Annotated in this window: 20 protein-coding genes; 8 read left to right on the forward strand and 12 right to left on the reverse strand. The window is 39.2% G+C overall.

The features are described 5' to 3' along the window. The first annotated feature begins 102 nt into the window (after positions 1–102). Positions 103–1,278: an alanyl-tRNA editing protein gene (locus tag ACFX4N_RS03175; protein ID WP_377260835.1), complete on the forward strand. Its 1,176-nt coding sequence runs from the start codon at positions 103–105 to the stop codon at positions 1,276–1,278. Positions 1,279–1,319: 41 nt separating this feature from the next. Here ACFX4N_RS03175 and ACFX4N_RS03180 read toward each other — a convergent pair whose 3' ends face one another. The 7 genes from ACFX4N_RS03180 to recQ all read right to left on the reverse strand — a co-directional run bounded on the left by ACFX4N_RS03180 (position 1,320) and on the right by recQ (position 13,425). Continuing rightward, complete coding sequence (locus tag ACFX4N_RS03180; RefSeq protein ID WP_029321653.1) at positions 1,320–2,240, reverse strand: 1,4-dihydroxy-2-naphthoate polyprenyltransferase; 921 nt, start codon at positions 2,238–2,240, stop codon at positions 1,320–1,322. 625 nt (positions 2,241–2,865) lie between these two features. Continuing rightward, positions 2,866–5,475, reverse strand: coding sequence for a helicase-related protein (locus ACFX4N_RS03185; protein WP_013056962.1), 2,610 nt, complete (start codon positions 5,473–5,475; stop codon positions 2,866–2,868). 208 nt (positions 5,476–5,683) lie between these two features. Further along, complete coding sequence (locus tag ACFX4N_RS03190) at positions 5,684–7,045, reverse strand: purine-cytosine permease family protein (protein WP_057273139.1); 1,362 nt, start codon at positions 7,043–7,045, stop codon at positions 5,684–5,686. 20 nt (positions 7,046–7,065) lie between these two features. Then, the gene (locus ACFX4N_RS03195; RefSeq protein ID WP_098314912.1) at positions 7,066–8,514 is read right to left on the reverse strand and encodes an aldehyde dehydrogenase family protein; all 1,449 of its coding nucleotides are present in this window, start codon (positions 8,512–8,514) and stop codon (positions 7,066–7,068) included. An 82-nt stretch (positions 8,515–8,596) separates the two neighbouring features. Next, the gene (gene speB / locus ACFX4N_RS03200) at positions 8,597–9,580 is read right to left on the reverse strand and encodes an agmatinase (protein WP_192100436.1); all 984 of its coding nucleotides are present in this window, start codon (positions 9,578–9,580) and stop codon (positions 8,597–8,599) included. 217 nt (positions 9,581–9,797) lie between these two features. Then, complete coding sequence (locus ACFX4N_RS03205; protein WP_029321644.1) at positions 9,798–11,174, reverse strand: sigma-54 interaction domain-containing protein; 1,377 nt, start codon at positions 11,172–11,174, stop codon at positions 9,798–9,800. Positions 11,175–11,289: 115 nt separating this feature from the next. Next, on the reverse strand, positions 11,290–13,425 hold the full coding sequence (gene recQ, locus ACFX4N_RS03210) for a DNA helicase RecQ (RefSeq protein WP_013056957.1): 2,136 nt from the start codon (positions 13,423–13,425) through the stop codon (positions 11,290–11,292). Between the two features lie 281 nt (positions 13,426–13,706). On the opposite strand from recQ, the gene ACFX4N_RS03215 reads away from it, so the two are divergent. The 6 genes from ACFX4N_RS03215 to ACFX4N_RS03240 all read left to right on the forward strand — a co-directional run bounded on the left by ACFX4N_RS03215 (position 13,707) and on the right by ACFX4N_RS03240 (position 16,347). Next, a complete protein-coding gene (locus ACFX4N_RS03215) occupies positions 13,707–14,126 on the forward strand; it encodes a hypothetical protein (protein ID WP_013056956.1) in 420 nt (139 codons plus the stop codon). A 331-nt stretch (positions 14,127–14,457) separates the two neighbouring features. Further along, positions 14,458–14,784, forward strand: a complete 327-nt coding sequence (locus ACFX4N_RS03220; protein WP_013056955.1) for a YflT domain-containing protein — start codon at positions 14,458–14,460, stop codon at positions 14,782–14,784. Positions 14,785–14,902: 118 nt separating this feature from the next. Further along, positions 14,903–15,160 (forward strand): hypothetical protein, encoded by a 258-nt coding sequence (locus tag ACFX4N_RS03225; protein ID WP_029321637.1) that lies wholly within the window; start codon positions 14,903–14,905, stop codon positions 15,158–15,160. A 276-nt stretch (positions 15,161–15,436) separates the two neighbouring features. Continuing rightward, a complete protein-coding gene (locus tag ACFX4N_RS03230; RefSeq protein WP_235567298.1) occupies positions 15,437–15,772 on the forward strand; it encodes a hypothetical protein in 336 nt (111 codons plus the stop codon). 1 nt (position 15,773) lies between these two features. Then, the gene (locus ACFX4N_RS03235; protein WP_235567353.1) at positions 15,774–15,986 is read left to right on the forward strand and encodes a DUF3231 family protein; all 213 of its coding nucleotides are present in this window, start codon (positions 15,774–15,776) and stop codon (positions 15,984–15,986) included. 67 nt (positions 15,987–16,053) lie between these two features. Further along, positions 16,054–16,347, forward strand: coding sequence for a hypothetical protein (locus ACFX4N_RS03240; protein ID WP_013056952.1), 294 nt, complete (start codon positions 16,054–16,056; stop codon positions 16,345–16,347). Positions 16,348–16,372: 25 nt separating this feature from the next. Here the strand turns inward: ACFX4N_RS03240 and ACFX4N_RS03245 are convergent, their stop codons facing one another. Further along, a complete protein-coding gene (locus ACFX4N_RS03245; RefSeq protein ID WP_192100437.1) occupies positions 16,373–18,550 on the reverse strand; it encodes an FUSC family protein in 2,178 nt (725 codons plus the stop codon). A 188-nt stretch (positions 18,551–18,738) separates the two neighbouring features. After that, a complete protein-coding gene (locus ACFX4N_RS03250) occupies positions 18,739–19,554 on the reverse strand; it encodes a hypothetical protein (RefSeq protein WP_192100438.1) in 816 nt (271 codons plus the stop codon). A gap of 178 nt (positions 19,555–19,732) precedes the next feature. Between ACFX4N_RS03250 and ACFX4N_RS03255 the strand changes: the two genes are divergently transcribed. Next, positions 19,733–20,671: a VanW family protein gene (locus ACFX4N_RS03255; protein ID WP_057273134.1), complete on the forward strand. Its 939-nt coding sequence runs from the start codon at positions 19,733–19,735 to the stop codon at positions 20,669–20,671. 39 nt (positions 20,672–20,710) lie between these two features. Here the strand turns inward: ACFX4N_RS03255 and ACFX4N_RS03260 are convergent, their stop codons facing one another. The 3 genes from ACFX4N_RS03260 to ACFX4N_RS03270 form a co-directional block, all read right to left on the reverse strand. Then, positions 20,711–22,276, reverse strand: coding sequence for a BCCT family transporter (locus ACFX4N_RS03260; RefSeq protein ID WP_057273133.1), 1,566 nt, complete (start codon positions 22,274–22,276; stop codon positions 20,711–20,713). A 61-nt stretch (positions 22,277–22,337) separates the two neighbouring features. Beyond that, positions 22,338–23,537, reverse strand: coding sequence for an iron-containing alcohol dehydrogenase (locus ACFX4N_RS03265; RefSeq protein WP_328142795.1), 1,200 nt, complete (start codon positions 23,535–23,537; stop codon positions 22,338–22,340). A gap of 29 nt (positions 23,538–23,566) precedes the next feature. Next, positions 23,567–24,733 carry a Zn-dependent alcohol dehydrogenase gene (locus ACFX4N_RS03270; RefSeq protein ID WP_057273131.1) on the reverse strand — a complete coding sequence of 389 codons (1,167 nt, stop codon included), beginning with the start codon at positions 24,731–24,733 and terminating at the stop codon, positions 23,567–23,569. Positions 24,734–24,757 lie beyond the last annotated feature (24 nt).

Raw genomic sequence — 24,757 nt, forward strand, 5'->3', positions numbered from 1 at the left:
CCCAGTTTTATTGTTACAAGTTAGCTTATCCATGTTCGAAGAAACATATTTCTGATACTATAGAAAAAGTTAGATATGGTTTTATTAGAAAGGATGATGAACATGACAGAAAGACTTTATTATAGCAACCCCTACATAAAAACGTGGGAAACTGAAGTGATAGAGACGCGCTCTCTTTCAAATGGCTACGCATTAACGTTAAAACAAACCGCTTTTTATCCAGAAGGCGGCGGACAGCCGTCTGACTACGGTAATATTGCCGGAATCGACGTGAAAGATGTGTATGAAGAAAATGGAGAAGTATATCATATCGTCAATACGCTCCCTGCACAAACGAACGTCACATGTGAAATTAACTGGCATCGCCGCTTTGATCACATGCAGCAGCATAGCGGACAACACTTACTTTCGGCTCTATTAATCGATACATATGATATTCACACCGTTAGCTTTCATTTAGGTAACGAAGCAGTCTCTATCGATCTGAATGTACCTCAATTATCTCATGAGCAGTTATTACACATTGAAAAAGTTGTAAATGACGCTATTTACAGCAACCGTCACATTAAAACGTACGAAGTGAAGAAAGAAGAGTTACATACTCTTGCGCTTCGCAAAGTGCCCGATCTAGAAGACGAAGTGGTACGCATCGTGGAAATTGAAGGCATTGATGTTTCTGCCTGCTGCGGTACTCATGTAAACCAAATTGGAGAGCTTTGCCTTATTAAACTTACGAAAACAGAAAAGCAGCGCGGCAATACACGCCTCTTTTTTAAATGCGGTATGCGTGCATTAGCTGATTATCAGCAGTCTCAAGAAATCGTAGCAGAACTTAGCAATAAATTCAGCACAAGCCGTGAATTAGTTGTAGAACGCATTAAAAAATTGGAGACTGAACAAAAAGAGCTGCAAAAACAACTAGAAGAATTAAAAAATGAAAATGCAGCTTATTTAGCAAGTGAATTAGAAAGCAAAAAAGAAGGTTCATTTCTGTACCATCACTTTGAAAACCGCACACTAAAAGATGTGCAAGCCTTGACAAAGCAGCTTCTTCAAACACCTGATACGACGCTTCTTTTTTCTTTTTCAAGTGATCAAAAAGTTTTGCTGGCTCACAGCGGCAGTGGGGTCAAATGCGGAGAACTTTATAAAGAGCTGCTTCCACTTTACCATGGAAAAGGCGGCGGCGGACCAAAACAAGCCCAAGCCAGCTTTTCATCTTCTGAAAATATGAACGCATTTATTAGCGCAGTAAAAGAAAAAATAACTGAAGCATAACAAAAAGCCTGTCTTTAAAAAGACAGGCTTTTTCCACTTAATCAGCTTACTAAATAGCCAATTAATAAGCCAATTGATAAAGTAAATCCAAAAAACGTATTTGTTTGCGCGGTTGCTTTCATCGCAATAAGCTCTCCACGTACAAATGCTTGTACGGCTTGAATTGGCTTAGGTGCACTAAGAAACACTAAGAAAATCCAAGGGCTAATATCGAAGAATACCACTAATGCAACGGTCCAAATATACGCAATGCCAAACAAAGCAGCTAAAAATCTAATCGCATTTTTAGAACCTAATAAAATTGCTAGCGTACGTCGTCCTCCTTTTGTATCTTCTTCTATATCACGAATGTTGTTAGACAAATTAATCGCACCTACTAAAATCGCAATCGGAAGTGATACAAAGATGCTTTCAGACGTTACGGTATTAGTTTGAATAAAAAATGAAATCAATACGAACATGGCGCCCATGCAAAGACCTGAAAATAATTCTCCAAACGGCGTATACGCAATCGGAAGCGGTCCGCCCGTATACAAATAACCAATCGCCATACCTACTAATCCAACTAAAGCAAGCCACCAGCTGCTGTTTGCACATATATATACACCTAAAATAAGAGCAATTCCATAAGAAATCAGTGCTAAATTTAATACCGTTTTCGGTTTCATGCCGTGTCTGACGATGGCTCCTCCGATACCTACAGAGTCTTCTGTGTCTAAGCCGCGTTTAAAATCATAGTACTCGTTAAATAAGTTCGTCGCAATTTGAATCCACAAACATGAAAAAAGCATCGCAAGAAACATCCAAACGTTCACATGGCCATAAAACATGGCTAGAACTGTTCCAATTAAAACCGGTACAAACGATGCTGTTAGCGTATGAGGACGGGTTAATTGCCACAAAATCTTCCCTTTACTGTACTGCTCGGCTGCAGCTTTGTTTTCTTTGTTATGACTTGTCATCATCCTCTTCCCTTCTATTACGAACCGTATCTCTATTTAAAAGTGCTGCTTTTAACATAACGAATGATAGCAAACTTACTCTAATACAATACACGTCCGCCCAACAAAAAAATCACGGAACTCTTTAAAATATCAGTTCCACTCTATATGATAATAATTTATTGCTCTTTTTACAAGATGACCGCTTATACATTTCCGATTTTTTTCTACAAAAATCTGCTTTGACGCAGAAATTCATAGGAAAAAGATAAAAAGCCTATCCGAAAAATAAGGTTGAGACATAAAGAAATGAATCCAATCTAAAGACGAGTAAATGGGATGCATGAGCTGAACCGCTTGTTACACCGCAGTTGATTTCCATGCAAGGCTTCGCTTTCCGCGGGCGGCCGCTGAGCCTCCTCGCCACTTATGCTTTTCCCGCACGAGCCTTAGCCTTGCCCTCCAATCAACTGCTAGAAGAAACGAAACAGATGAAACCTACGTTCACCATAATAAAAAAACGAATCACTAATCAAACATGTTGATCAATGGTTCGTTTTTCACTTCGGCTAAAATACTTTTGTCCCAGCCTCTTCCTTCAACTAACATACGTTTATACAAGCCTCTTTTTTATCACTACATCTTATTAATTAAAATCGTCGTCTCCATACCTTCTGCGGAATCTTTTATGAAAACACGAATCGCATATCGCATGATCATGATTCCAAGGAAGGTCTTTAGAACACGCACTGCATGTTCTTTTAAATTTTTTCATATCTTTTCTTAATACGTTATGGATTTTATCTGTAAGCTCTTCTCGGACACGTTCCCAGTAAATAGCTTCTGGCCTTCTGTCCATTCGATATAGAAATAAAAGATGCAGGCCAATTGCTTTATAAGACAGCTCTAATTTTTCCAGTGAACCTTCTATCATCCGTGGTTCAGGTAACTCTTCTCTGTTAACAATCGCATTCATGCTGGCAACCCACTGCTTTTTCAAGGAGCTTTCTTTTGCTGAAAACGGCAGCTGCAAGTAGCCGTATAAATCAACAATGGGCATTTTCGCCTCAATCAGCGTGTCTTTCACTTCCTCATAAAGCTCACGTTCTTGTGCCAGGTTTGATTTTTGTGTACCTTTTGGATTTTTAAATTTAGCCCACATGTCAAAAAACGTTCCGAGGTCATGATGATATTCTTTAAATCTTCTTAGCATATCTGAAGTAGGCGCAATTGAAAATTTACTGATTTGCTCGTCTGTTGAAAATAACAGTTCTCTCATTTGCTTTGCATCTTTAGCGAATGCAACTTCTCCTACATTATAGAGACCCTTCCTTCCAGCACGACCTGCAATCTGCTTTAACTCTTGAGAAGTCAACAATCTCCTCTTTTGTCCGTCAAACTTCATGTTTTCTAAAAGGACAATTCGTCTAATTGGAAGATTTAACCCCATTCCAATTGCATCTGTAGACACAATGACATTTGTTTCTCTATTAATGAACTGCTCAATTTGTTTTCTTCTCGTTTCAGGCGGCATACTTCCATAAATCACGCTAACTTTGTGACCATCTTTTTCTAGCTTAGCCGCTGTCTGGAGCACTTTCTTACGCGAGAAAACAATTAAAGCATCTGCGGGTTTTACTTGTTCAATTTTGAACCTTCGAAGATCTACTTTTAAAGGTATATCTCTTTCGTACTCATGAATTTCTGAGATCACACCGTCTAACATCTCTTCTAACATACTTCGAATGCTTAAACTCCCGATAACATGAACTTGTTTGGCGTTAGCTCGAGTGATGGCTTTATACCATGAAAACCCTCGGTCTCTGTCTTGAATCATTTGTGCTTCATCAATTACGGTTACATCGCCATGTTCTAATTCACTAAACATCTCTACGGTACCGGCCATATGCTGAGCATCTTCAACAATCTTTTCTTCTTCACCTGTTTTTAACGAACAAGGGACTCTGTCTTTGTTCAGCTTTTCAAAAACTTCTAAAGCTAACAGGCGAAGCGGCGCTAAGTAACTACCCGAAGCAGCTTTTTTTAATGATTTTAATGCCGTATACGTTTTTCCTGTGTTTGTATCACCGAGATGAAGGATGTATTCCGTTTCTTTTCTTGGGTCCATTTCGTATTCTGCACCAAAAATATAATTTAACTGTCGCTGTTCTTCTTCGATAAGCTTTTTCTTTTCCTCACGTTCACGTTCTTGTTGTAATCGTCTTTCTTCCAGTTGCTGTTGATATCTCTCTTGATGCTCTTCAATCGTCAAGTTGTGATCTGAAATTTCTAGTACATCAGAAAGCTTTTCTTCTACAAGCATTTTTTTATATTCATAGACCAAATCCGATAAATCACTTCTAAGTGCTTTTATAATATCCATTCGTGTTACCGAAGCATTTGTATAAGATTTATATTCTTCTTTAAATGAAGCAGGAAGGTCATCCATAATCATAGTTGGAATAATTTCATAAATCTTATCGGTGATAAATACCTCGTATACATCTTCATACGTTTCAAACAAGATAATCGTTGAATATCTGTCTAATTCTGAGCTTACGCCGCCGGTGAGCTCTTGAAAAAAGTCATTAACCGTTTCATAATCATGACGTGTTAAATCGCCGTTTGCTATTAATTCATCTTCAAGCTCAGTATGCGGCGCATAGTTTTCAATATACTTTGAGTTTGTTTTAATGTCTTTTGACAGCTGATGGGAAAGCTGTTCTCTTATATGTAGGTAATACAGCCCTTTGTTTACTTCCAAAATAGGAGCTGCTTCTAAGTTTAACTGTAATTGATATCTAGCTTTTCGATCATTAATACTTTGCTGTCGTTCCTTCTCTTTTCTTTCTTCTTCTTTTTCGGCAAATTCAGCTCTTGCTTCTCCGTATAGAGATAGCCACTCCGCTTTATTGCCCTTTCCGTATTGCTCTTCTAGCCAAGAAAAAGCATTAAACTCTATACCTTTTCTCGTTTCTTTAGCAAATAACTTATCTATAGCTTGAGGTTTATACCCTTTCACCTCGAAGCCTTTCTCTGTTAAATATGACTTTCTGCTTTTTTTAGATACAGAAGAAACAACTGCTTTTCTCCACGTAGTCCCCCAGGCCTTTTTAATAAAAGAGTGCCTGTCTGTTAAATAAGTCTCAAAATCCGGACATTCGTCTTGTTCACCTATTACGTTTTTTATATCCTGTAGTAATGTATGTTTAGTTTTTTCAATGGCACTGCTTTGAATAGTCTCTAATTCGAGCATAAAATTCTCCTTTGGAAAGTTTTCCTACATTTATTATAGGAAAGACCCCTGACAGAATCAAATACATGTTATTACTTTATTTTTAGCTAGATCAAGAACCTCTCTTCTTCCTGCTTTTGCTTATTTCTTAGCTATTTTTAACACAAAAAGCTCCTTTAAATAGGAGCTTTTTGATTATTTTTGATAATTCAGTCTATTTAAAATTATATTAAGCATTTCTGTCGATTCCCTTTGAGTAGGGGATTGAGAGCTGCGAAAGTTTGGTTAACAATACATGCAAAACACCTGTAAATAAAAAAGCTAAGATTGTTGCGCCTGTGGCTAGCGGGTGAACGTACGTAAAATAGTAGGCAAATACAGCCCCCACTATGTAAGATACATACACACGAAGGTTAAAGCCTTTTGTATACCAGTATAGTTTATTTTCTTTTTCTAAAATAGCTGAAACGTCATAGTGTTTTCGGCAAATGATATAATAATCAACAAGAACAATCGCAATAATAGGAATAAATAATACGCCGATCATAAGCAAAAAGCTTTGAAAATTTGTCATTAACCACTCTTTTAATAAAGAACCTAGAACTGTGACAACTCCCATGGTTAGTGCCGGTATCCAGAACCTCTGCTTTGGAAAAATAGATAAATAAGACATTGTCGCGCTATACAATACCATTACGTTGGTTGACAGCACCGATAAAAAAATTACGATGGCAGCTACTAACCCTAACAGCGGGCTATATGCACCAATTAAATTTACCGGGTCATACGTTTGCGTCATATTTCCGAGAATTGAAAAGCCAGAAACCGTTGCCCCTAACCCCATCGCAATTAGAGTTGCGACGTTATACCCTAAATAAGTTCCCGCAATGCCCGTTTTTTCAGATTTACAGTTTCGGTTATAATCGCAAACAATGGGAATCCACGTAAAAGCTGTAGCTACTACAATATCAAAAGCTAACATTCCTGTAATACCAGGATTTTCGCTTGCTTTCATTTGAATTAATTTTGCTGCATCAAATTCGATAAACAAATAGCTAAACACAACGGTTGCTAAAATGACCATAAGCGTAGCTACTAATTTTTCCGTTGCTTCAATGCCTTTATGTCCGTATATAGAAATAGCTACTACCAACACTTGAGTAAGAATTGTAAATAGATTGATATTGCTGTAACCTGTCAAAAAGGTAACAGCATGATTTAAACTTAGCCCTGCCATGTAGGCTTGAATCCAGGCCCAGCCGATTAATGTAATAAGATTAACAGCAGCAGGAAGCATAGCTCCTCTTTGCCCAAAAGCTGGTCTCATCAAAACCATGGTTGGAAGACCGGTTCGAGTTCCGATATTCCCCATCAACACGAGCGGTATGGCACCAACTAAAGAGCCAAGCACAATAATAAATAATGCCTTTAAAAAGGTCATATCGGGTACAAACAGCATTCCGGTAAAAACGGTCGTTACTACCACATTGGCTCCTATCCACATGGAAAATGTAGAGAAGAAGCCCATACTTCTTTTATTCGTTGCAATCGGCTGCACATCATCATGGGCGAGACCACTTTTTGTTGTCATTCCTTTTCCACCTTTCACTTTTATTGATACCAATTGGCTCGAGCTAGCTTGGAATTTGTATTCACATGTTTTGTTTCAGTAAAAGCAGCTAATCCTGATGGACCTAACTCCCGCCCAATGCCGCTTTCTTTAAAACCGCCCCACGCCGTTTCAATATGAGGCGTATGGTAGCCGTTGATCCAAATCGTTCCCGCTTGAAGATGTTCAGCAACTCGCTCTGCTTTCATTAAATCATTCGTTAAAATTCCTGCAGCTAAACCAAATCTCGTGCCGTTGGCAAGTACTATGGCTTCTTCTTCACTTGAAAAAGATTGAACGGTAATGACGGGACCGAATATTTCTTCTTGTACGACTTTCATATGCTGCTCCACATCGACGAGCACAGCCGGCTTTATATAGTTTCCACCTTCGCAGTCAATTAACGTTCCTCCTGTTAATAAATTCGCGCCTTCTTCTTGACCTAACTTGATAAAATCCTGTATTTTGTTCAGATGCTCCGTGCTAATAACCGGACCCATCTCCGTTTCTTCTCTTAAGGGGTTACCAATTTTTATAGCAGCAACAGCCTCCATAAGAGCAGAAAGAAACGGCTTATAAATAGATTCATGTACGAGTATACGAGATGAAGCTACACACACTTGTCCTTGGTTAAAAAATGAGCCAAACATTGTCCAGTCTACTGCAATATCAATTTCACTGTCTTCAAAAATAAGAAGCGGAGATTTCCCTCCCAGTTCAAGCGAAACTCTTTTCATCTCTTTTGCGCACTGCTGATAAATACGTTTGCCTGTTTCTGATCCTCCTGTAAAAGAGACTTTGGCTACGTCTTTGTGTTCAACCAGTGCACTTCCCACTTCACCGTCTCCTGTAAGTAAATTAAACACGCCTTCTGGTATACCAGCTTTTTCACATAATGAAGCTAACTTTAAAAAAGAAAGTGGCGTTAATTCTGACGGCTTAAACACCACCGTGTTTCCAGCTGCTAATGCAGGAGCCAGTTTCCACATGCCAAGCAGCAAAGGGAAATTCCAAGGAACGATTAGCGCGCATACGCCAATAGGTTCTTGAATGATTTTACTGTTTGTATCGTCGAACATGTCTTTTGTCCACGGCTGATTTTCTTCTATTAAATTTGCGTAATATCTTAAACAATTAATCGTATCTTCAATATCTAACTGCGCTTCTTTTATCGGTTTGCCTGTATTTAATGTTTCTGTTTCAGCGAATATACTCGCTTCATTTTCTAATAAATTTGCTAGTTTCGTAAGCACCTCTACACGCAGTGACTTATTTTTCTTCCATTCACTCTGTTCAAAAGCCTGTTTCGCTTTACCTACCGCTTCCTCTACTTGTTGAAGCGAGGAATCAAACACTTCCGCTATGATCTTATTGGTCGCTGGATTGAATATTTCTCTTTTACATGGTTTTGCTCGCTTTTTATCTACTGTTACATTTACTTGCCCGTTCATAGTCCAACACTCCCTATAGAGAACTCTTATATAAAAGTGGGAAGATAATAGTACCTTCCCACTTTTACCATCTTCTTTATATTCAGTCGCGCGCTTTCATTAACAGCGCTTCTTCTTCTTTTGTTTTTTTTCTTAACGCGATAAGCGTGATAAATTCATAAACAATATTAGCGGCCGCTGCTGCTGTAATTTGTCCATGGTCATAAGCTGGCAGTACTTCTACTAAATCAAACCCGACAAAATCAATATTTGTTAACCCACGAACGAATTGAAGCGCATCGTCAATACTTGCACCCGATACTTCAGGCGTTCCTGTTCCCGGCGCGTAAACTGGATCTAAAAAGTCAATGTCAAACGATAAAAATACGGGTCCTTCTCCTACACGCTCATGAATAATATCTAGCATTCTTTCAACGCCCAGTTTTTTATATTCATTTGTCGTATACAGAGCTAGACCTAAGTTCTTTGCATCTTCTAAATCTTCAATTCCGTACAGACCGCCTCGCATACCGATTTGAATCGATCGCGATACGTCTATTAACCCTTCTTCAATTGCTCGTCTAAATACCGTACCGTGATTGTATTTTTGTTCAAAATAACTATCCCACGTATCAGAATGAGCATCAAACTGTAAAAGCGCTACCGGCCCGTGCTTTTTCGCGATGGCACGAAGTTCGCCGAGCGTCATCGAATGATCACCGCCTAGTGAAATAGGAATAATTCCTTCATTCACAACCGGCGTTAACCCTTCTTCAATTTTTTTATATGTTTCTAAAATATATCCCGGAACAACTGACAAATCGCCGTAGTCAACGCCTGAAATGTAATCAAAAATATTAATCTTTTGTTCTGGGTTATACGGGCGAAGCAAAATGGAGAAATCTCGAATAGCTTCCGGTCCAAAACGTGCTCCTGTTCGAAAAGATTGACCTGAATCAAACGGAATACCCGTGACAATAAAATCCATTTCCGAATTTACTTGTTCTACATACGGAAGTCTCATAAATGTTCGAGGTCCGCAAAAACGCGGAGATTCAAATGAATTTTTCGGCTGATATTTTTGCATGATTTATTCCTCCTAATGGGTTTCATTCATTAGCGCCGTGTCAACATGTTAGATACTGACGCTTTTTATTTAGATACTTTTTATTAATGCAAAATGCATGCCAATTTTTATCGTCTTATTTCGTGCAATTATGGACGATTTTTAATTCATAATAGAATCAAAACAAAAAAACTGATTCAGTACGGAATCAGTTAATTCATTTTGAATTAAATTTTCTTTATTTAATATTGTACTTTCGTAAACGTCTTACAACCGTAGGCTGACTAATTCCTAATGCATTTGCCATTTCATACGTTGTTTGACACTGTCGATAAGCACGAATCAGCCAGTTTTTCTCCACTTCTGCAAGCGCTTGCTGAAGGGTCATTCCCTGAGAGGTTAACGTATCAAGAGTCTCCCATTCTTCTTTATCACTTTTGATCTTTTCTGTATAAAACGGCAGGTCTTTAGGCGAGATGCTGTTTTCATCCGTTGTTAACACAAGGCGTTCAATTGTATTTTCTAGCTCGCGCACATTTCCGGGCCACGGATGTTCAACCAATATATCTAATGCTTCTGCATGAAAAAATTTCTTCATTTTATATTTTTCATTTTGTTTATGTAACACATGATAAAGCAGTGCCGCGATGTCTTCTTTTCGCTCGCGAAGCGGAGGAATAGTAATCGGAATAACGTGTAACCGATAAAATAAATCTTCGCGAAATGTTCCTTTTTTGACCATTTCCTCAAGCGGCTGATTTGTTGCTACAATCAGCCTGAAGTTTACGTATTTGGCTCGTTCACTTCCAATTTTGGTGACTGTTTTTTCTTGCAGCACTTTTAACAGCTTCACTTGCATATCAAGAGGCAGCTCTCCTATTTCATCTAAAAAAAGCGTGCCGTTATGAGCTAATTCAACCTTTCCTATTTTCCCTTTTGTACTTGCACCTGTAAAAGATCCTGCTTCGTATCCAAACATTTCAGATTCAAACAAACTAGCTGGAATGGCTCCGCAGTTGATTTCAATAAACGGCTCTTCTTTTCGTTCACTTCCATAATGTAAAGCACGCGCAAAAGCCGTTTTACCAACACCCGATTCACCTAGCAACACAACCGTTGCATCGCTGTCTGCCACGCGATTAATAATTGACCATACCTTTTTCATCGCTTGACTTCGTATGACCATCTCATTTGACTGCTGTTCCCGAAGCTCTTCCATTTCTAGCTGATATGTTTTCATTTTCACTTCGAGCTGCTGATAATCTTCTTTTAAGCGCTGAAGCTCTGTTAAATCATGTGAAAAGCTAATTACTCTTTTCATACACTGATATTCATCATACACGGGAATACCGGTTGCCATTACAACTTTACCCGTTTCTGTTTTTTGCATCAGCTGTACTTCTTTCTTTTTCTTTAACACTTCAATCGTAACGGAAGGTGAAAATATCCCGCGGTCTTGCAATTCGTATACTGTTTGTCCGACCAACTCTGGCACGTCATACCCGTATATATCACGGCAGTTTTGACTCGCTCGTAAAATACACCCTTTTTCATCAGTGATAACGATATTGTCGTTAGAAGCATGCAAAATAGCTTCAAGCTCTCGTTCAATCATCTCAGTGCAGTACTCCTTTTTATTTAATCTGATTTTTCAAATATTTATATCTTCTATTTTATCAGTAAACTCCCTTATTCAACATAAAAAAGCTCCTTAAATAGGAGCTTTTTGTTTAAGACAGCTGCTTCATTTTTTGTTTAAACAGCGCTACTTTAATCATAAAATAGGTAATGTTTTCAGGTAATTCTTCTTTGATTGGTTTTAACTTTTCATCGCCTACTGAGAAAGCAGCTTCTAAAATAAGCTGTTCGTCCTCCTCTGAAAGAAAAGGTGACCAGTCAATTTCTTTTTCTTCTTCTGCGCATTTAAACAAATGATTTTCAATGGTAATGCGGCTCAATTCACGTTCTGCAGCAATTTCATCTAACGATTTTCCTTGCTGAAATAGCTCATACGTCATTAAGTGAGAGCCTTCTTTTGATGAAGCTCTTGCTTTTTTCGGAGCAGGGGAAGATACTTCTCGCTTTCGATCTGGATGTTTCTCACAAAACTGTTTGATTTCAGTCGTGAATCGTTCTCCGTATCGCTCTTGTTTTTGTTCTCCGACTCCTTTTACAGTGGCGAACTGTTCAAGAGTTACCGGAAGTTTTGCGCACATATCATGAAGAGTATCGTCTGAGAAAATAACAAAAGGAGGCACGCCCGCTTCGTCTGCCAGCTGCTTTCGAACGGAACGCAAATGAGCAAACAGCTCGTCGTCTTGGACAATTTGCTTCACTTCCATTTGTTCTTTTCTCATCACTTTTTCCGTGCCGAGAAGCACACCTTTTCCTTTCGCTGCTACTGATAAAGTAGGAAATGATCCTTGTCCTACTAAAATAAACTGCTCTGAAATCAAATACTCAATAAAATCGCTCACTTCTTTAGCCGACCGGTCGCTCATGACGCCGTACGTTTTCAGCTTGTCAAAACCAAAATCAACTACTTTTTTATTTCGTGAACCCGTTAATACTTGAGCAATCATCATTTTACCGAAACGTTCGCCCATACGAATCATACAAGATAATACTTTTTGCGTATCGACCGTTACGTCTATTTCCACACGATCATCCGTACAGTTGCTGCAGCGGCCGCACTCATGCGCTTCACTTTCTCCAAAATAATGAAGAATATACGCTTGCAAGCAGCCTTCTGTATGACAGTAGTTCACCATATTTTGCAGCTTTTCAAGATCTTGAATCTGCTTTTTAGGATTTGACGTTGACTGTTCAATCAAAAAGCGCTGCACGCGAATATCTTGAGGAGAATAAAGGACGATACACTCACTTGGAAGTCCGTCACGACCAGCACGTCCTGCTTCTTGATAATAGCTTTCCATATTTTTCGGAAGCTGATAGTGAAGAACAAAGCGAATATTTGATTTGTCAATCCCCATTCCGAAGGCAGAGGTAGCCACCATCACCTGCACATCATCTTGCAGAAAGCGGTTCTGCTCTTCGTCACGGCTGTTCCCATTCATACCAGCATGGTATTTTGATACATTAACTCCTGACTTTTGTAATCTAGCATGAAGCTCTTCAACATCTTTACGCGTAGCGGCATAAATGATTCCTGCTTCTTGGTCATTTTTACGGATATACTGCTCGATATAGCTGATTCGATCCTGGCCTTTTACCACAGCGAACGATAAATTTTCACGTTCAAATCCCGTCATCACCGTGTACTCTTCATTAATATGAAGAGCTCGACAAATATCTTCACGCACTTGAGGCGTCGCCGTAGCCGTCAGCCCCATCACAATCGGAGCGTTAGACAGCTTGCTGATCAGTTCGTTGATGCGTAAGTAACTCGGTCTAAAATCATGACCCCACTGTGAAATACAGTGCGCTTCATCTACCGCTACAAGCGGGATAGGAAGCATTTGAAGCTGCTCTAAAAACTGCGGAGACTCCAGTCGTTCCGGCGCTACATAAAGCAACTTATATTCGCCAAGTGCGACTTCTTCTAAGCGCTGCTGTACCTCCGTGTGAGTCAGCGAGCTGTTAATATACGTGGCCGGAATACCAGCTGCATTCAGCGTGTCCACTTGGTCTTTCATCAAGGAAATCAACGGAGAAATCACCAGTGTTGTACCTTCTAATAATAATGAAGGAATTTGATAACAAAGTGATTTCCCTCCTCCTGTTGGCATAATACAAGCGGTATTGTGCCCTTCTAAAACATAACGAATCGACTCTTCCTGTCCTTTTCGAAACGAATCATAGCCAAAATAGGACTGTAAATGTGTTAAAGCTTGTTCAAACTGCAAAATAGCGTCCTCCTTTAAAATAAGTAGAAATAGTAGTTGAGGGATCTATCGGAAGGAATTAAAACGTAGGGTTTTATTTTACCAAATCTTAAAAGAAGTTGCACAGAATTCGTTGATTTAAGGTTATAGCAAAAATGATAAGCGAAAAGCCCTCAATTTATAACTCTCTTTCCTATTACAAACAGTTTACAAACAGTCTTTTTATGTATGTCAGGACTCCTTTCCTAAAAATCTTTCCCCATTCCATTCTTTTTTCCTGTATACTTAAGAATAGGAAAGAGGTGCTTATCACGAGACATCCTGTAGAAACGATTTATTATTTAGAAAATCCACAGCGTAATATTTCAACATATGCTTCCACAACTCAGTTAACGGTTGAGTCTGTTGTGAAAGATGTGTTTGGTGTTGCTTGCGTAGCAGATATTAAAATTATGCTCCAATATAATAAAGAATTCCGCAAAAGTATTAGTCAATTACACAATGCAATGGACGATGATCTTACGTTAGAAATGGTTTTTCGAGTTGCTTCAAAAGAAGATTTGCTTCGATTTAAAAAAAGTTTACTTGAAAGTAGTTTAGATGACGCAGAAACGTCAATAGACTGTCCATTCAGCGCAACCATTCAATTACAAGATGGTCGATATACATGGAACGAGTCTACTTCTGTTTATGAAAAACAAAAAGAACGTCTTTCATCTTAAATTTCTCATGTATGCAAAAAGCCTGGATCTTAGCTGTTTAAGATCCAGGCTTTTTGCAGTTTGTACTGTACCTTAAAAGGTCAAAAAAAAACGATGCAGGAAAAAGGCTAACTAAAGCTTCTTCCCGCTTATCCTTCACCAGATTCTCCTTAAAAATAAAAGCGTTTTTCCTTGTTCTTCTATATTAGGCTTTTTAACTCAATTTCATGAAATAGGTTTTATCTCTTCCAATAACGTGTATACACAAAACAAGGAGATAAGTTACTTAAGCTTCTCTTCATTACTCAACGTATTCAAGAAAGTTGTCTATCATACAAGGAGGTTTTTTGAAATGGTAAATGTAAAAGTAGTTGAAAATGGCGTACAGGCAAAAGATACAATTGAACAATTTTTGCGTGAAGGATTTACAAAAGACGAAGTTTATTTACTTGCACACCATCAAGATCGCTCCGAGGATTTAACAGCTGCAACAAATACAAACAACATCGGTCTTTCTGAACAAGGTGTTTTTGATGCGATTGCGAATGTATTTCGTTCTCGAGGAGACGAGCTTCGTGCCAAGATGCGTTCATTAGGATTATCACAGCCGGAAGCTGAACGCTATGAAGAAGAATTAGATCACGGTAAAGTCATCGTCGTTGCATCAAAAGTTGCTTAATCTAAAAGCCCTACAGCAGGGCTTTTTTATTTTTGTCTTCCTCCCTTTTACCCTTTCATTAAAGGAGTCATTCATACATATGATTATGAAGATAAGAGCTACTGTGAGGAGTGATATATTGATTATAGGAATTGAGTACACAAAACGCGTGAAAAATGGATTAGTCGTTAAAAATATTCCTTACAAGATACACGATAAACCCTGTGATGAAGGCTGCTGTAAAAACGATAAAACGATAGGCGTCAGAGACAAATTAAGGGTTAATTGGCTGTTGAATGTTTTTATGCCTAGCAAAAATATAACGGTATTTGATTATAAATATTGGTCAGAGGAATTAACTTCTTTATGGAGAGAGCATCGGAGAAAAACGATATAACACATCTGATAAAAAAATCTCCTTAATGAGCAAGGAGATTTTTTTCTATTTACTTCATGTTCTAGCCCTAACATATTTAGTACGCATTGCCGCAATTTTTATACCTTTAGATGTGGTGACAGTAAATGTACTGTCATCATTATAAATGGCTGCGTGAGATGCTTTTTCTTCCACTCATCATAATCAATTTTATATGTAACATTTCTTAGCTGTGTTTATCCTTTTCTGCTGAAGGTAATAATGGAGATGGATAAACTATATAAAGGGTGAAAAGTTATGATTAACGTCATTGAGACACTACTTGATTATATAAAGAACTCTTCTACAGATGATTCGCCCCCTCCCCCACATATTGGTGAGGCTATGGGATGTTGGTTATATTTCACTGCTTTAGCGGAAGAAGTACCTGCCTTAGAAACCTGTCTTAATACAACAACCAACAGTGAACTGCTTAAGCTTATTCAAGACTCAAAAAACCTGGCTGAATCTCAGATTGATACCCTAAAGAAATTAATGGTTAAAGAAGGAATCCTGCTTCCTGAAATACCGGCTACCAAGCCCAAATCCGACCCTAACAGCAATTCCATTAGGAGCAAAAGCAACGGATTCTGAAATCGCTAACTTAATATCTGTAAAAGTTGCCTCTAATATCGTCATGTGCAGCACAAATATGGGACAGTCTATTAGAACCGATATTGGATTGATGTGGCTAAAATTCCACACTGAAAAGGTCATATTAGGATCAAAAGTGAAAAGTCTGATGCAGCAAAAAGGCTGGCTTAAAATTCCACCTTATTATTATTCACCTGGAGCACCTCATAACTAACTGAAGTGTTTTAAGGTAAGCAGCATAGATAACCTTACATCTAACACATTTAACGAGGTGCTTGAATATGGATTTCCCTACAATTCATACAAATTTTTGGGACGCAGTCATTGGCGTTCCTATCGTATTAATCGTGACGCAGCTGATCAAATGGCTTTTCCATCCTAAAAAGCAATATGTTCCGACTATCGCTTTAGCTGTTGGCGTGCTTTTTTCAGTATTTATCAGTCATCCTCATCATATTATTGCCGGATTGTTTATGGGATATTTTTATGGATACGCTGCAATTGGCAGCTATGCCGGTCTTAAAACAACGTGGAGAACGATTAGAAAAGATACGTCTCCTTATTCATCAGACTAAAAACCAGCGAAATATTCGCTGGTTTTTAGTCTTCACTACTTATTTCTTCTGCCCCTAGCTCTTTGGCTAAGTGAACAACCGATTGATTGATTTTCCATACGTAATAAATGTTATGCAGCAGCTGAAGATGCTGTAAATTTCTTGATTGAACGGACGTATCAAAATAATCTAAAGATTGTTCAATCTTTTGTCTTACATCTTCAAGCGTGTATACATACGTTCCTCTTTCTCCTCGTAACGCTTTTTCAAGCTGAGTGAAGTTGCTTGCTACTTTCTCTTCCACTTCCTTTACTACGCCATGAAATTCTGCTTCCTTATAAAAAGCCCCGTTTCTAGTAGAAGAAGCTACCAAATGCTTGGCGTAATAATTAATGGCGGTAAAGACGGTCAAAAATTGCTGAAGACGTGAACGGCCAACGAAACCTTTGATAATAGGATCTGAATCGACATGAAGCTGTTTTAGCTTTTTTTCTAATTCCATTCCTTTATCAGCTAAATTGGCAAACGCATACTGCTTCGTAAAACGATGCAAATAAGTGTGAACAAATTCTTTTAAAGCCGCTACGTATTCTACTGAGGTGTCGGTTATTTTATCTCTTGTTCTTTTAGGAAATACAAGAGCAGATACGGCTAAACCAATTCCAACTCCTACAACTGTATCTAATACGCGAGCTAGTAATAAACTCTCTGAAATCCCCCCAAGAAGCATGTCATACATAAAGGCGAGCATCATCGTAATCCAAAAGCTCATAAACGAATACGTAATAGGAAAGAAATAAAAAGCCATAAACACACAGATAAAAAGCAGCGTTATTTCAAGTATCCCGGGTGAGACAAAGCTTGCGACAACAAAGCCAACAGCTGCTCCTAAAAGCGTTCCTACGCTTCGCTGCACGGCTTTTACAAACGTACTTCCTATCGTTTCTGTACCAAGAAGCACTAGATAGCCTGCTAACAGCGCCCAATATTGATGCGATGGAGATAAAAAAGAGCCAAATATTAATGTGGCAACAGCAGTGATGACCGCTTGAATAGACTTTTTCGTAGATGGTTTTAATCCTTTTTCTTCATCATTGTCCTCTTCGCCTTCTTTTTCTTCCGCTTCTTTTTGAGGCTGTTTTTCTTGTTTCACAATTGCTTGCTGCAGCTCATAGGCTTCATCAATCACGTGATTTGATATCGTTTCGATACGGCGGATTAAGTAAAGCCAGTCTTTATACCTTTTATCTTGAGGTTCGAGTTCACTTAATTTTTGGCGCAGCTCTTGCAGATGCTGAGCTGCATCCGTTAAGGAATGAGTAGGATTTTCATTTAATACTTCTGCTTCGCGAATCGATTCCACTAGCTTTAACAGCAGCTGCTGAATGTCAAAATGATTAAATGCTTTTAATTCACTGAGCTTTCGAATCGCCGGGGAATATGTCTGAAGCAGCATAACTGTATCAAATACATAAAGGCGCATCTGTTCAGCTGTTACGCCAGGCCATATGTCGTGGGGATCTGTATTTCCAAGCTCTTCTGATGCTACACGGGCATACTCTACTAGTTTTTTAATATTGCGGTTATATTGTTTGATTTGAGCCGGTTCAATTTGTTTCTTTTGAATTAACTCAATAATTAAATCAAGCACCAAATTCACTTGAATATGAAATGATTTCATTGAAGACCTCAGCACGTTGGCAGGCCGGTCTTTAAAGATAACAAAATTATAGATAAATGCACAGCAGGCTCCTACTACAACGCCAGCTAACAGCCACGGCAGCTGAGAAAATGTGACGTGTAAAATAGAAGCAAAATAAAACGACATAAATGCTACCATCGACAGGGAAAAATAGCGAATACCAAATTTCTGTAAATAAAAAGACAAAAACACCAACAGAACAAGAAAAATATTTTCTGCTTGTCCATATCGTGATAAAAACGAGCCAATTCCGAGAGAAACGGCGCTGGAAAGTGCTACTAAGCCTGTTGTCACTTTTTTTGCTTTTGTTGTTTCATCATTCACGACCAATATACCCATCAGGCCGATTACACCTGCTAAAATAGCAGCGGTAATTTGTGAGCTTCCCGCTGCTTTTAATACGATCAGCATAATAACGACCGCTGTAATGACGCTGATCGTAGCTTTAGAAGCTGTTTTGAGCCTTTTTCGTCCAGGGTCTGCAGCAACTAAGCGGCTAAACCAATATAAAAAAATAAACACCCTCTCCTTTCGTGCTGTAGAGTTCTTTGTAGAAAGAGTAATATTATTACTTATACCCTTTTTTATTCTTTTCTATCGTATGTAAGCACGTTTTTACACTATAACATTGCGAAGGACTAAAGAGCTAAACAAATGCTTAAAAACACATCTGTTTTCTGTCAGATGTGTTTTTAAGCATTAATCAGTACTTACAATGTAAGTGAAGAAATTTCCCACCCGTTTGTTAACGGGTTTCTTTTTAAAGTAAAAACCATCGTGGTCTTTTGAGCCCCTTTATCTTCGTAATAAATAAGGCAATCTACGGCGATTTTCTCTTTTGTTCTATACTTTTTTGCATGAAATAAGTCCGTTTTATAATAAATAGTGGAGATACTATGCAGTTTTGTCCATAGCTTATGCTCTTGCTTCACGCGCAAAACCGGCTGCATTAAGGCATCGTCATCTTGCTTTAATCCTGTTAAAAACATATTTACGACTTCTGCCGGCTCAGCTTTTAATGCATATTCATCAAGCTTTCCTCCTGCTTTTAATACCATTAACTGATGACCTGGATCCACATTTTGAGACTTGTGAGTCGTACTTCCTGCAAAATGAATGCAAAAATGACCGGGGAACCCATTGTCAAGCGCACCGGCTCCGTGAGGCATTCCGTTCATGGAAGCTGCAAGCATTTGACCTTTAAACGGAATGAGAACAGCTCTTCGGTTCCAGCTCCATTTCCCATTATATAAGTGCTTCATTATTTTCGTATCTTGGCGTGTAAGCGGCTGAACATCTGCATGGTGTGAGCCTGCTCTTCGCTGCACATAAAAGTAAAAACCAGTTTCTACATCGATCACTTTAAATTTTTCCCCCTTTGGCAGTAAGCTTTCTACACGTTTCCACTTTAATACTTTTCCTGTGTCACTTACGGGAAAGTACGTAAGGTTTTCTTCTGCTTTCATCTTTTGGGGATGCACAAAAAAACTAATAAGCATAAAGACTAAAATCATTAATTTTGTCATTGTCTACCCTCATTACCTTGTAGTTTCTCTATGTAATATGCGAAAGTACACATACAATTATAAATAGAAATTTTTACACGCTAAGCTCATGGAAAATAATACAAAAAAGAGCTTGTGAATCTTATACATTAAACGGTTCATTTTATTCATACTAACAGGTGAAAGCGAGGTATATGATATGAATTTCACTTGGATGGTTGGACTTTTAATGCTCATTCAACCTCTTTCTACACAAGACCACCTATCTATTACTCATGACGGTAACCCAATTGAACGGATTGAACGGGACAAAGTGGCCGTGCCTCTTCTTCCTGTACCTATGGTTGATCATGATCGATACAATCTTCTTCTAAAAGAATTGGATAAAAAAACATATAGAGAGCCCATAAATGCCCGCATTGATAAAAGCGGACAAATTGTTCCTGAGCAAGCGGGTGTCAAACTATATCATAAAGATTTTGCGAAGAAATTTTATACTTATTTTTTTAACGGCGGTACGTCAACATTAGAAATCCCGACGCTTCCTGTTCCGCCTCGCGTGGATAAGGAGCTGCTTGCAACGATTCGAATTAAGCAAATCGGTCATTATCATACGTTATTTAACCCTCATAATAAAAATCGTTCTCACAATATTTCCCTTGCGGCTGAATCACTAGACAGCAGCGTCATATTTCCTGGGGAAGTTTTCTCGTTTAATCAAACCGTCGGAAAAAGAACGGCAGCCAAAGGGTATATGCGTGCGCCAATCATTGTAAAAGGAGAGTATTCTGAAGGAGTTGGAGGAGGAATTTGCCAAGTTTCTTCTACCTTATTTAACGCCGTCGATAACGCTGGCGTAACAATTACGCAGCGTTACTCACATAGCCGCAGTGTTTCCTACGTACCTCCTGGGCGAGATGCTACCGTGAGCTGGTATGGACCTGACTTTCATTTTAAAAATACGTATAGTGATCCTTTGTTGATTCGAGCGCAGGTGCACGGCGGAGTCGTAAGCGTAGCCGTTTATTCTACCGATGCGATTGAATACAAGCCTCGCCGCGTACCTTGGGCTTCTAATGACCCATTGTTGAAAGAAAAAAAAGCTGAATCACATGTTCATAATGAACCCGCTGATTAAAACATAAAAAAGCAAGGAGTAAGCTCTCCTTGCTTTTATTTATACGGCTTTTGTTTCATCAGCTTCTTGATTATTAACCTTTCTATCTATATCCGATGTCCGATCATATTTTGCAGGATTTTTAGCAATTTTAAACAATGCATACAAGATACCTAGTCCTAAAAGCAGTGCAGGAACACCGCCCAAGTTCGAAAGCATTTTAATACCATCAATCTTTGCAAAACTAATCATGGACCAAGAAATAAAACTAACGGTTATCCCCCACACTACTTTAATCCATAGTTTAGGCTCTGGACTTTCAGGAGAAATACCCGCTGAACTGATGCCGCCCATTGCCGCAGTATTAGCATCTGCTCCGGAAACAAAGGATAAAAATACAATAAATAAGTAAAATGGAATAATAATTTTTGCAAACGGTAGTGCTTCAAAAACCGCGTAGAGAACTGCTTCCGTTCCGTTGCTATCCATTATCTTCGAAAGTGTTCCTCCGTTCATTTGCATATGAATAGAAGTACCTCCAAAGATAGTCATCCAGATTCCTCCGAATATAGCAGGCAAAACAAAATTCACTAAAATAACCTTTTTAACGGTGTATCCGTACGCAATTCTTCCTAAAAATAAAGCGGTAATAGCTGCCCAAGAGAACCAGTTTGCCCAATAAAATGTAGTCCATCCTTGGGGCCATGTATCTCCTGAGGCTCCCCCTGTAAACAAACTTTTTTCAAAAAAGTGAGTTAAATAGTTACCAAATGATTCTGTACCTAAGTTCAGTACATAAGAAGTAGGACCTGCAATAAATAAAAAGATGGCAATTGCGTAAAAGGCTTTCACGTTAATACTTGATAAAATACGAATGCCTTTTGTTAACCCGCTCGAAGCTGAGGCAATAAAAATAGCTGTCGCTACAATCGTAATAATCCCCCATACTAAAGGCGTACTTTTAATACCAAATAAACTATTCATTCCTCCAGCTAAACTTAACGTGCTCGTTCCCATTGAAGCGGCCATCCCTAAAGCTAGAGTATATAAACAAACTGCATCCAGAATTTGTCCGCCTTTTCCATTTAGCTTACTGCCTAACACAGGAGCCAAAGTGGAAGCTAAACTATACGGCTTTCTCATATTGTAGTAGGTAAACGCAAAAACAATAATAGGAACACAGTAAATAGCATAAGGCGTAATTGTCCAGTGAAGATACATAGTAGACATTGCAAAAATAGCTGCTTGAGGGCTGTTTGGTTCAATCCCAAGTGAAGTTGGAGGAGCCGAGACATGATAAACCGGCTCTACAATCCCCCAAAACGTTAACCCTGAAGCAATTGTTGTAGTAAGAGTAATAGCAAACCAATTTTTAAAATTCAAAAGCGGCTTTGCTTGTGGGCCCCCGATTTTCACATTTCCTAACGGTGAAAAATATACCGCTACACACGCAATCACCATAAGAAGACCGCTTACGCTAAATACCCATCCTAGATTAGCAATAACCCAATTATTTGCTTGTGTCGTAAGGTTAATGAACGCCTCTCTGTTTGTAAGACTTAATATTACTGCACCGAGTAATAATAGAAATGGCGGCCAAAATACGATATGCCGGATACTCTTCACGATTTTTCCTCCTATCTTTAATTGTCTAACTTAGCTGCGTTTGCTTATTTCCTAACTTCCGTCACTGCTTAACGCTACTTCTTTGATTAGTAACACAAAGAATTGTATTTGCAAACTGCTGTAAATCATCTTCACTGGCAAAACGGGCATTATTTACTCTCATCGGTTCATTTTCAACTGAAAGCATAATGTCCACAAAGTCAGAGACGTTCATAGACGGTTCATGCCCCTCTCCAACCGCAAGGTTTAATCCACTTACAGATACCAGACGCTTAAATTCTTCTGCACCTGCATAAGCAAGCTCCTCCTTCGTAGAAAATGATTTTTTTACTCCCAAAGCTCTTGCTACCTCTGCATACAGTTCCACTGCACCTTCAATATTCCAGTCGTACACAGCGTGCAAGGCAATTGAAACCGCGCGGCCATGATGAATTTTCCCAACTGTTCCCAGAGCATGTCCTATGCAGTGTGCAAGCCCCGTTCCTCCTTGTTCGATTGCCATTCCTGCAAGCGTTGCTGCTATTGCTAGTTTTCCTCTTGCCTCTAAATTTTCAGGCTGCTGCAGAGTCGTTTCTAGGTTTTGGCTTACTAATGAAATCGCTTGAAGGCTCAGCGCTTGAATAAAAGGATTCGTACGCTTGCCTGTGCATGCTTCAATTGCATGCACAAGCGCATCTAACGTAGTGGCAGCTGTCAAGAAATCCGGCAGTTTCACGGTAAATCGTGGTTCTAATATGGCTAGTTCCGGAGCCATATCTTGATCCCATGCCCATACTTTGACTTGATTATGAGTAGAGAAGACAACCGTGCTTGTGACTTCCGCCCCTGTGCCTGAAGTAGTTGGAAGCATAATGGTTTTCACTTTCTTTTTCGCAAAAGAATTGGCCATTAAAGCATAATGCATCGTTTCATACTGATCACCTGCAACTAGCGCAGCCATTTTAGCCACGTCCATAGCTGAACCGCCTCCAAGACCAATGACGCACTTTATCTGCTGTTCACGAATAAGCTGTGCAGCAGCATCAATAGAAGCGGCCGTAGGATCACTTTTCACATCATGAAAAACAAACGTCTCTACACCTTCATTTTGAAGCGCTTTCAATACAATGTCTGCTAAACCAACTTTGATTACCCCTGGGTCCGTCACTAACACGGCTCTTTTTTCACCGCTCACTGCTTCAACATCTTTTCCAATTTGCAAAACCCGGTCTAGTCCATATGCTATGCTTGTTTTTGTGGTAAATTCAAATACCGAATTCATTGTTTTTCCCCTCTCTTAGCTCATTTATATTATGAAACAATGTCAAATTCATCTCCGTTTTCTAACGAGTCTTGGGATGCAATTGATGGAAATTCAATTACTGACCGGCCTACGTTTACACAATTACAATCATGAAATGATTGAAAAGCTTCGTTAATATCGTCAAGCTGCATGCGTCCAAGAATCAGTTCGTCTAACATAAATTTTCCGTCTAAATAAAGCTGAGCAATTTTAGGAAAATCACGAAACGGCTGCGTGTCTCCGTAAAAGCTTCCTTTTAACACTTTGCCGACACGATGAAAGCCTCCGCCTGGTAAATTAATAGACATGGATTGGTTAAAAGCTCCTACCACAACTACCGTTCCTCCTTTTCTCGTTCCTTTCCAAGCAGTTTCAGTAGCTTTTGTATGACCGGAGCAGTCAATCGCAAAATGGACGCCATGTCCTTCTGTTAAAGCTTTTAAAGCTTCGCTTGCTTCTTCTGAAGCGACATTTATCGTATGAGTAGCCCCGAATGTTTTAGCAAGTTCCAAATTAGCTGGTTTGACATCGCATGCAATAATTTTGCTTGCTCCCGCAATCCGAGCCCCTTGAATAGCATTAACTCCTACACCTCCGATGCCAAAGACGGCTACGGTCGATCCCGGCGTAACTTTTGCGGCGTTCACAGCTGCTCCGTATCCAGTCGCTACACCGCAGCCAATTAAAGAGGCTTGAGCCATCGGCATCTCATCCGGAAGTTTAATGCAAGACATTTCCGGCACTACCGCGTATTCAGCAAAAGTGGAAAGCAGCGAGTTATGAAAAACCAGCTCTCCATCTTTACTTAATCGAGAGGTACCGTCTAACAGCGTTCCGTTAAACATCGGACCAAAAGCCGAATCACACAGATGTACGGCTCCTGTCACACAAAACTCACACGTGCCGCAGTAAGGAACCCAGCTAAGCGCTACTTTATCTCCTACTTTTACCGTTTTCACATTCAAACCGACTGCCGTTACAATACCTGCACCTTCGTGACCTAAAATAGTAGGCGTTGGTGTTGAAGGGTCTTCTAAAGCATTTAAATCACTGTGGCACACGCCCGTTGCTTCTATTTTCACAAGCACTTCATTGGCTTTTGGTGCTGCTAAATCCACCGCTAAAATTTCAAGAGGCGCATTAACGCCCGTCATGACCGCTGCTTTCATCTTCATCATGCTTTCCTCCAGCTTTTTAAT

This window comes from Priestia sp. YIM B13551 (genome assembly GCF_042787905.1).
Lineage (GTDB): Bacteria > Bacillota > Bacilli > Bacillales > Bacillaceae_H > Priestia.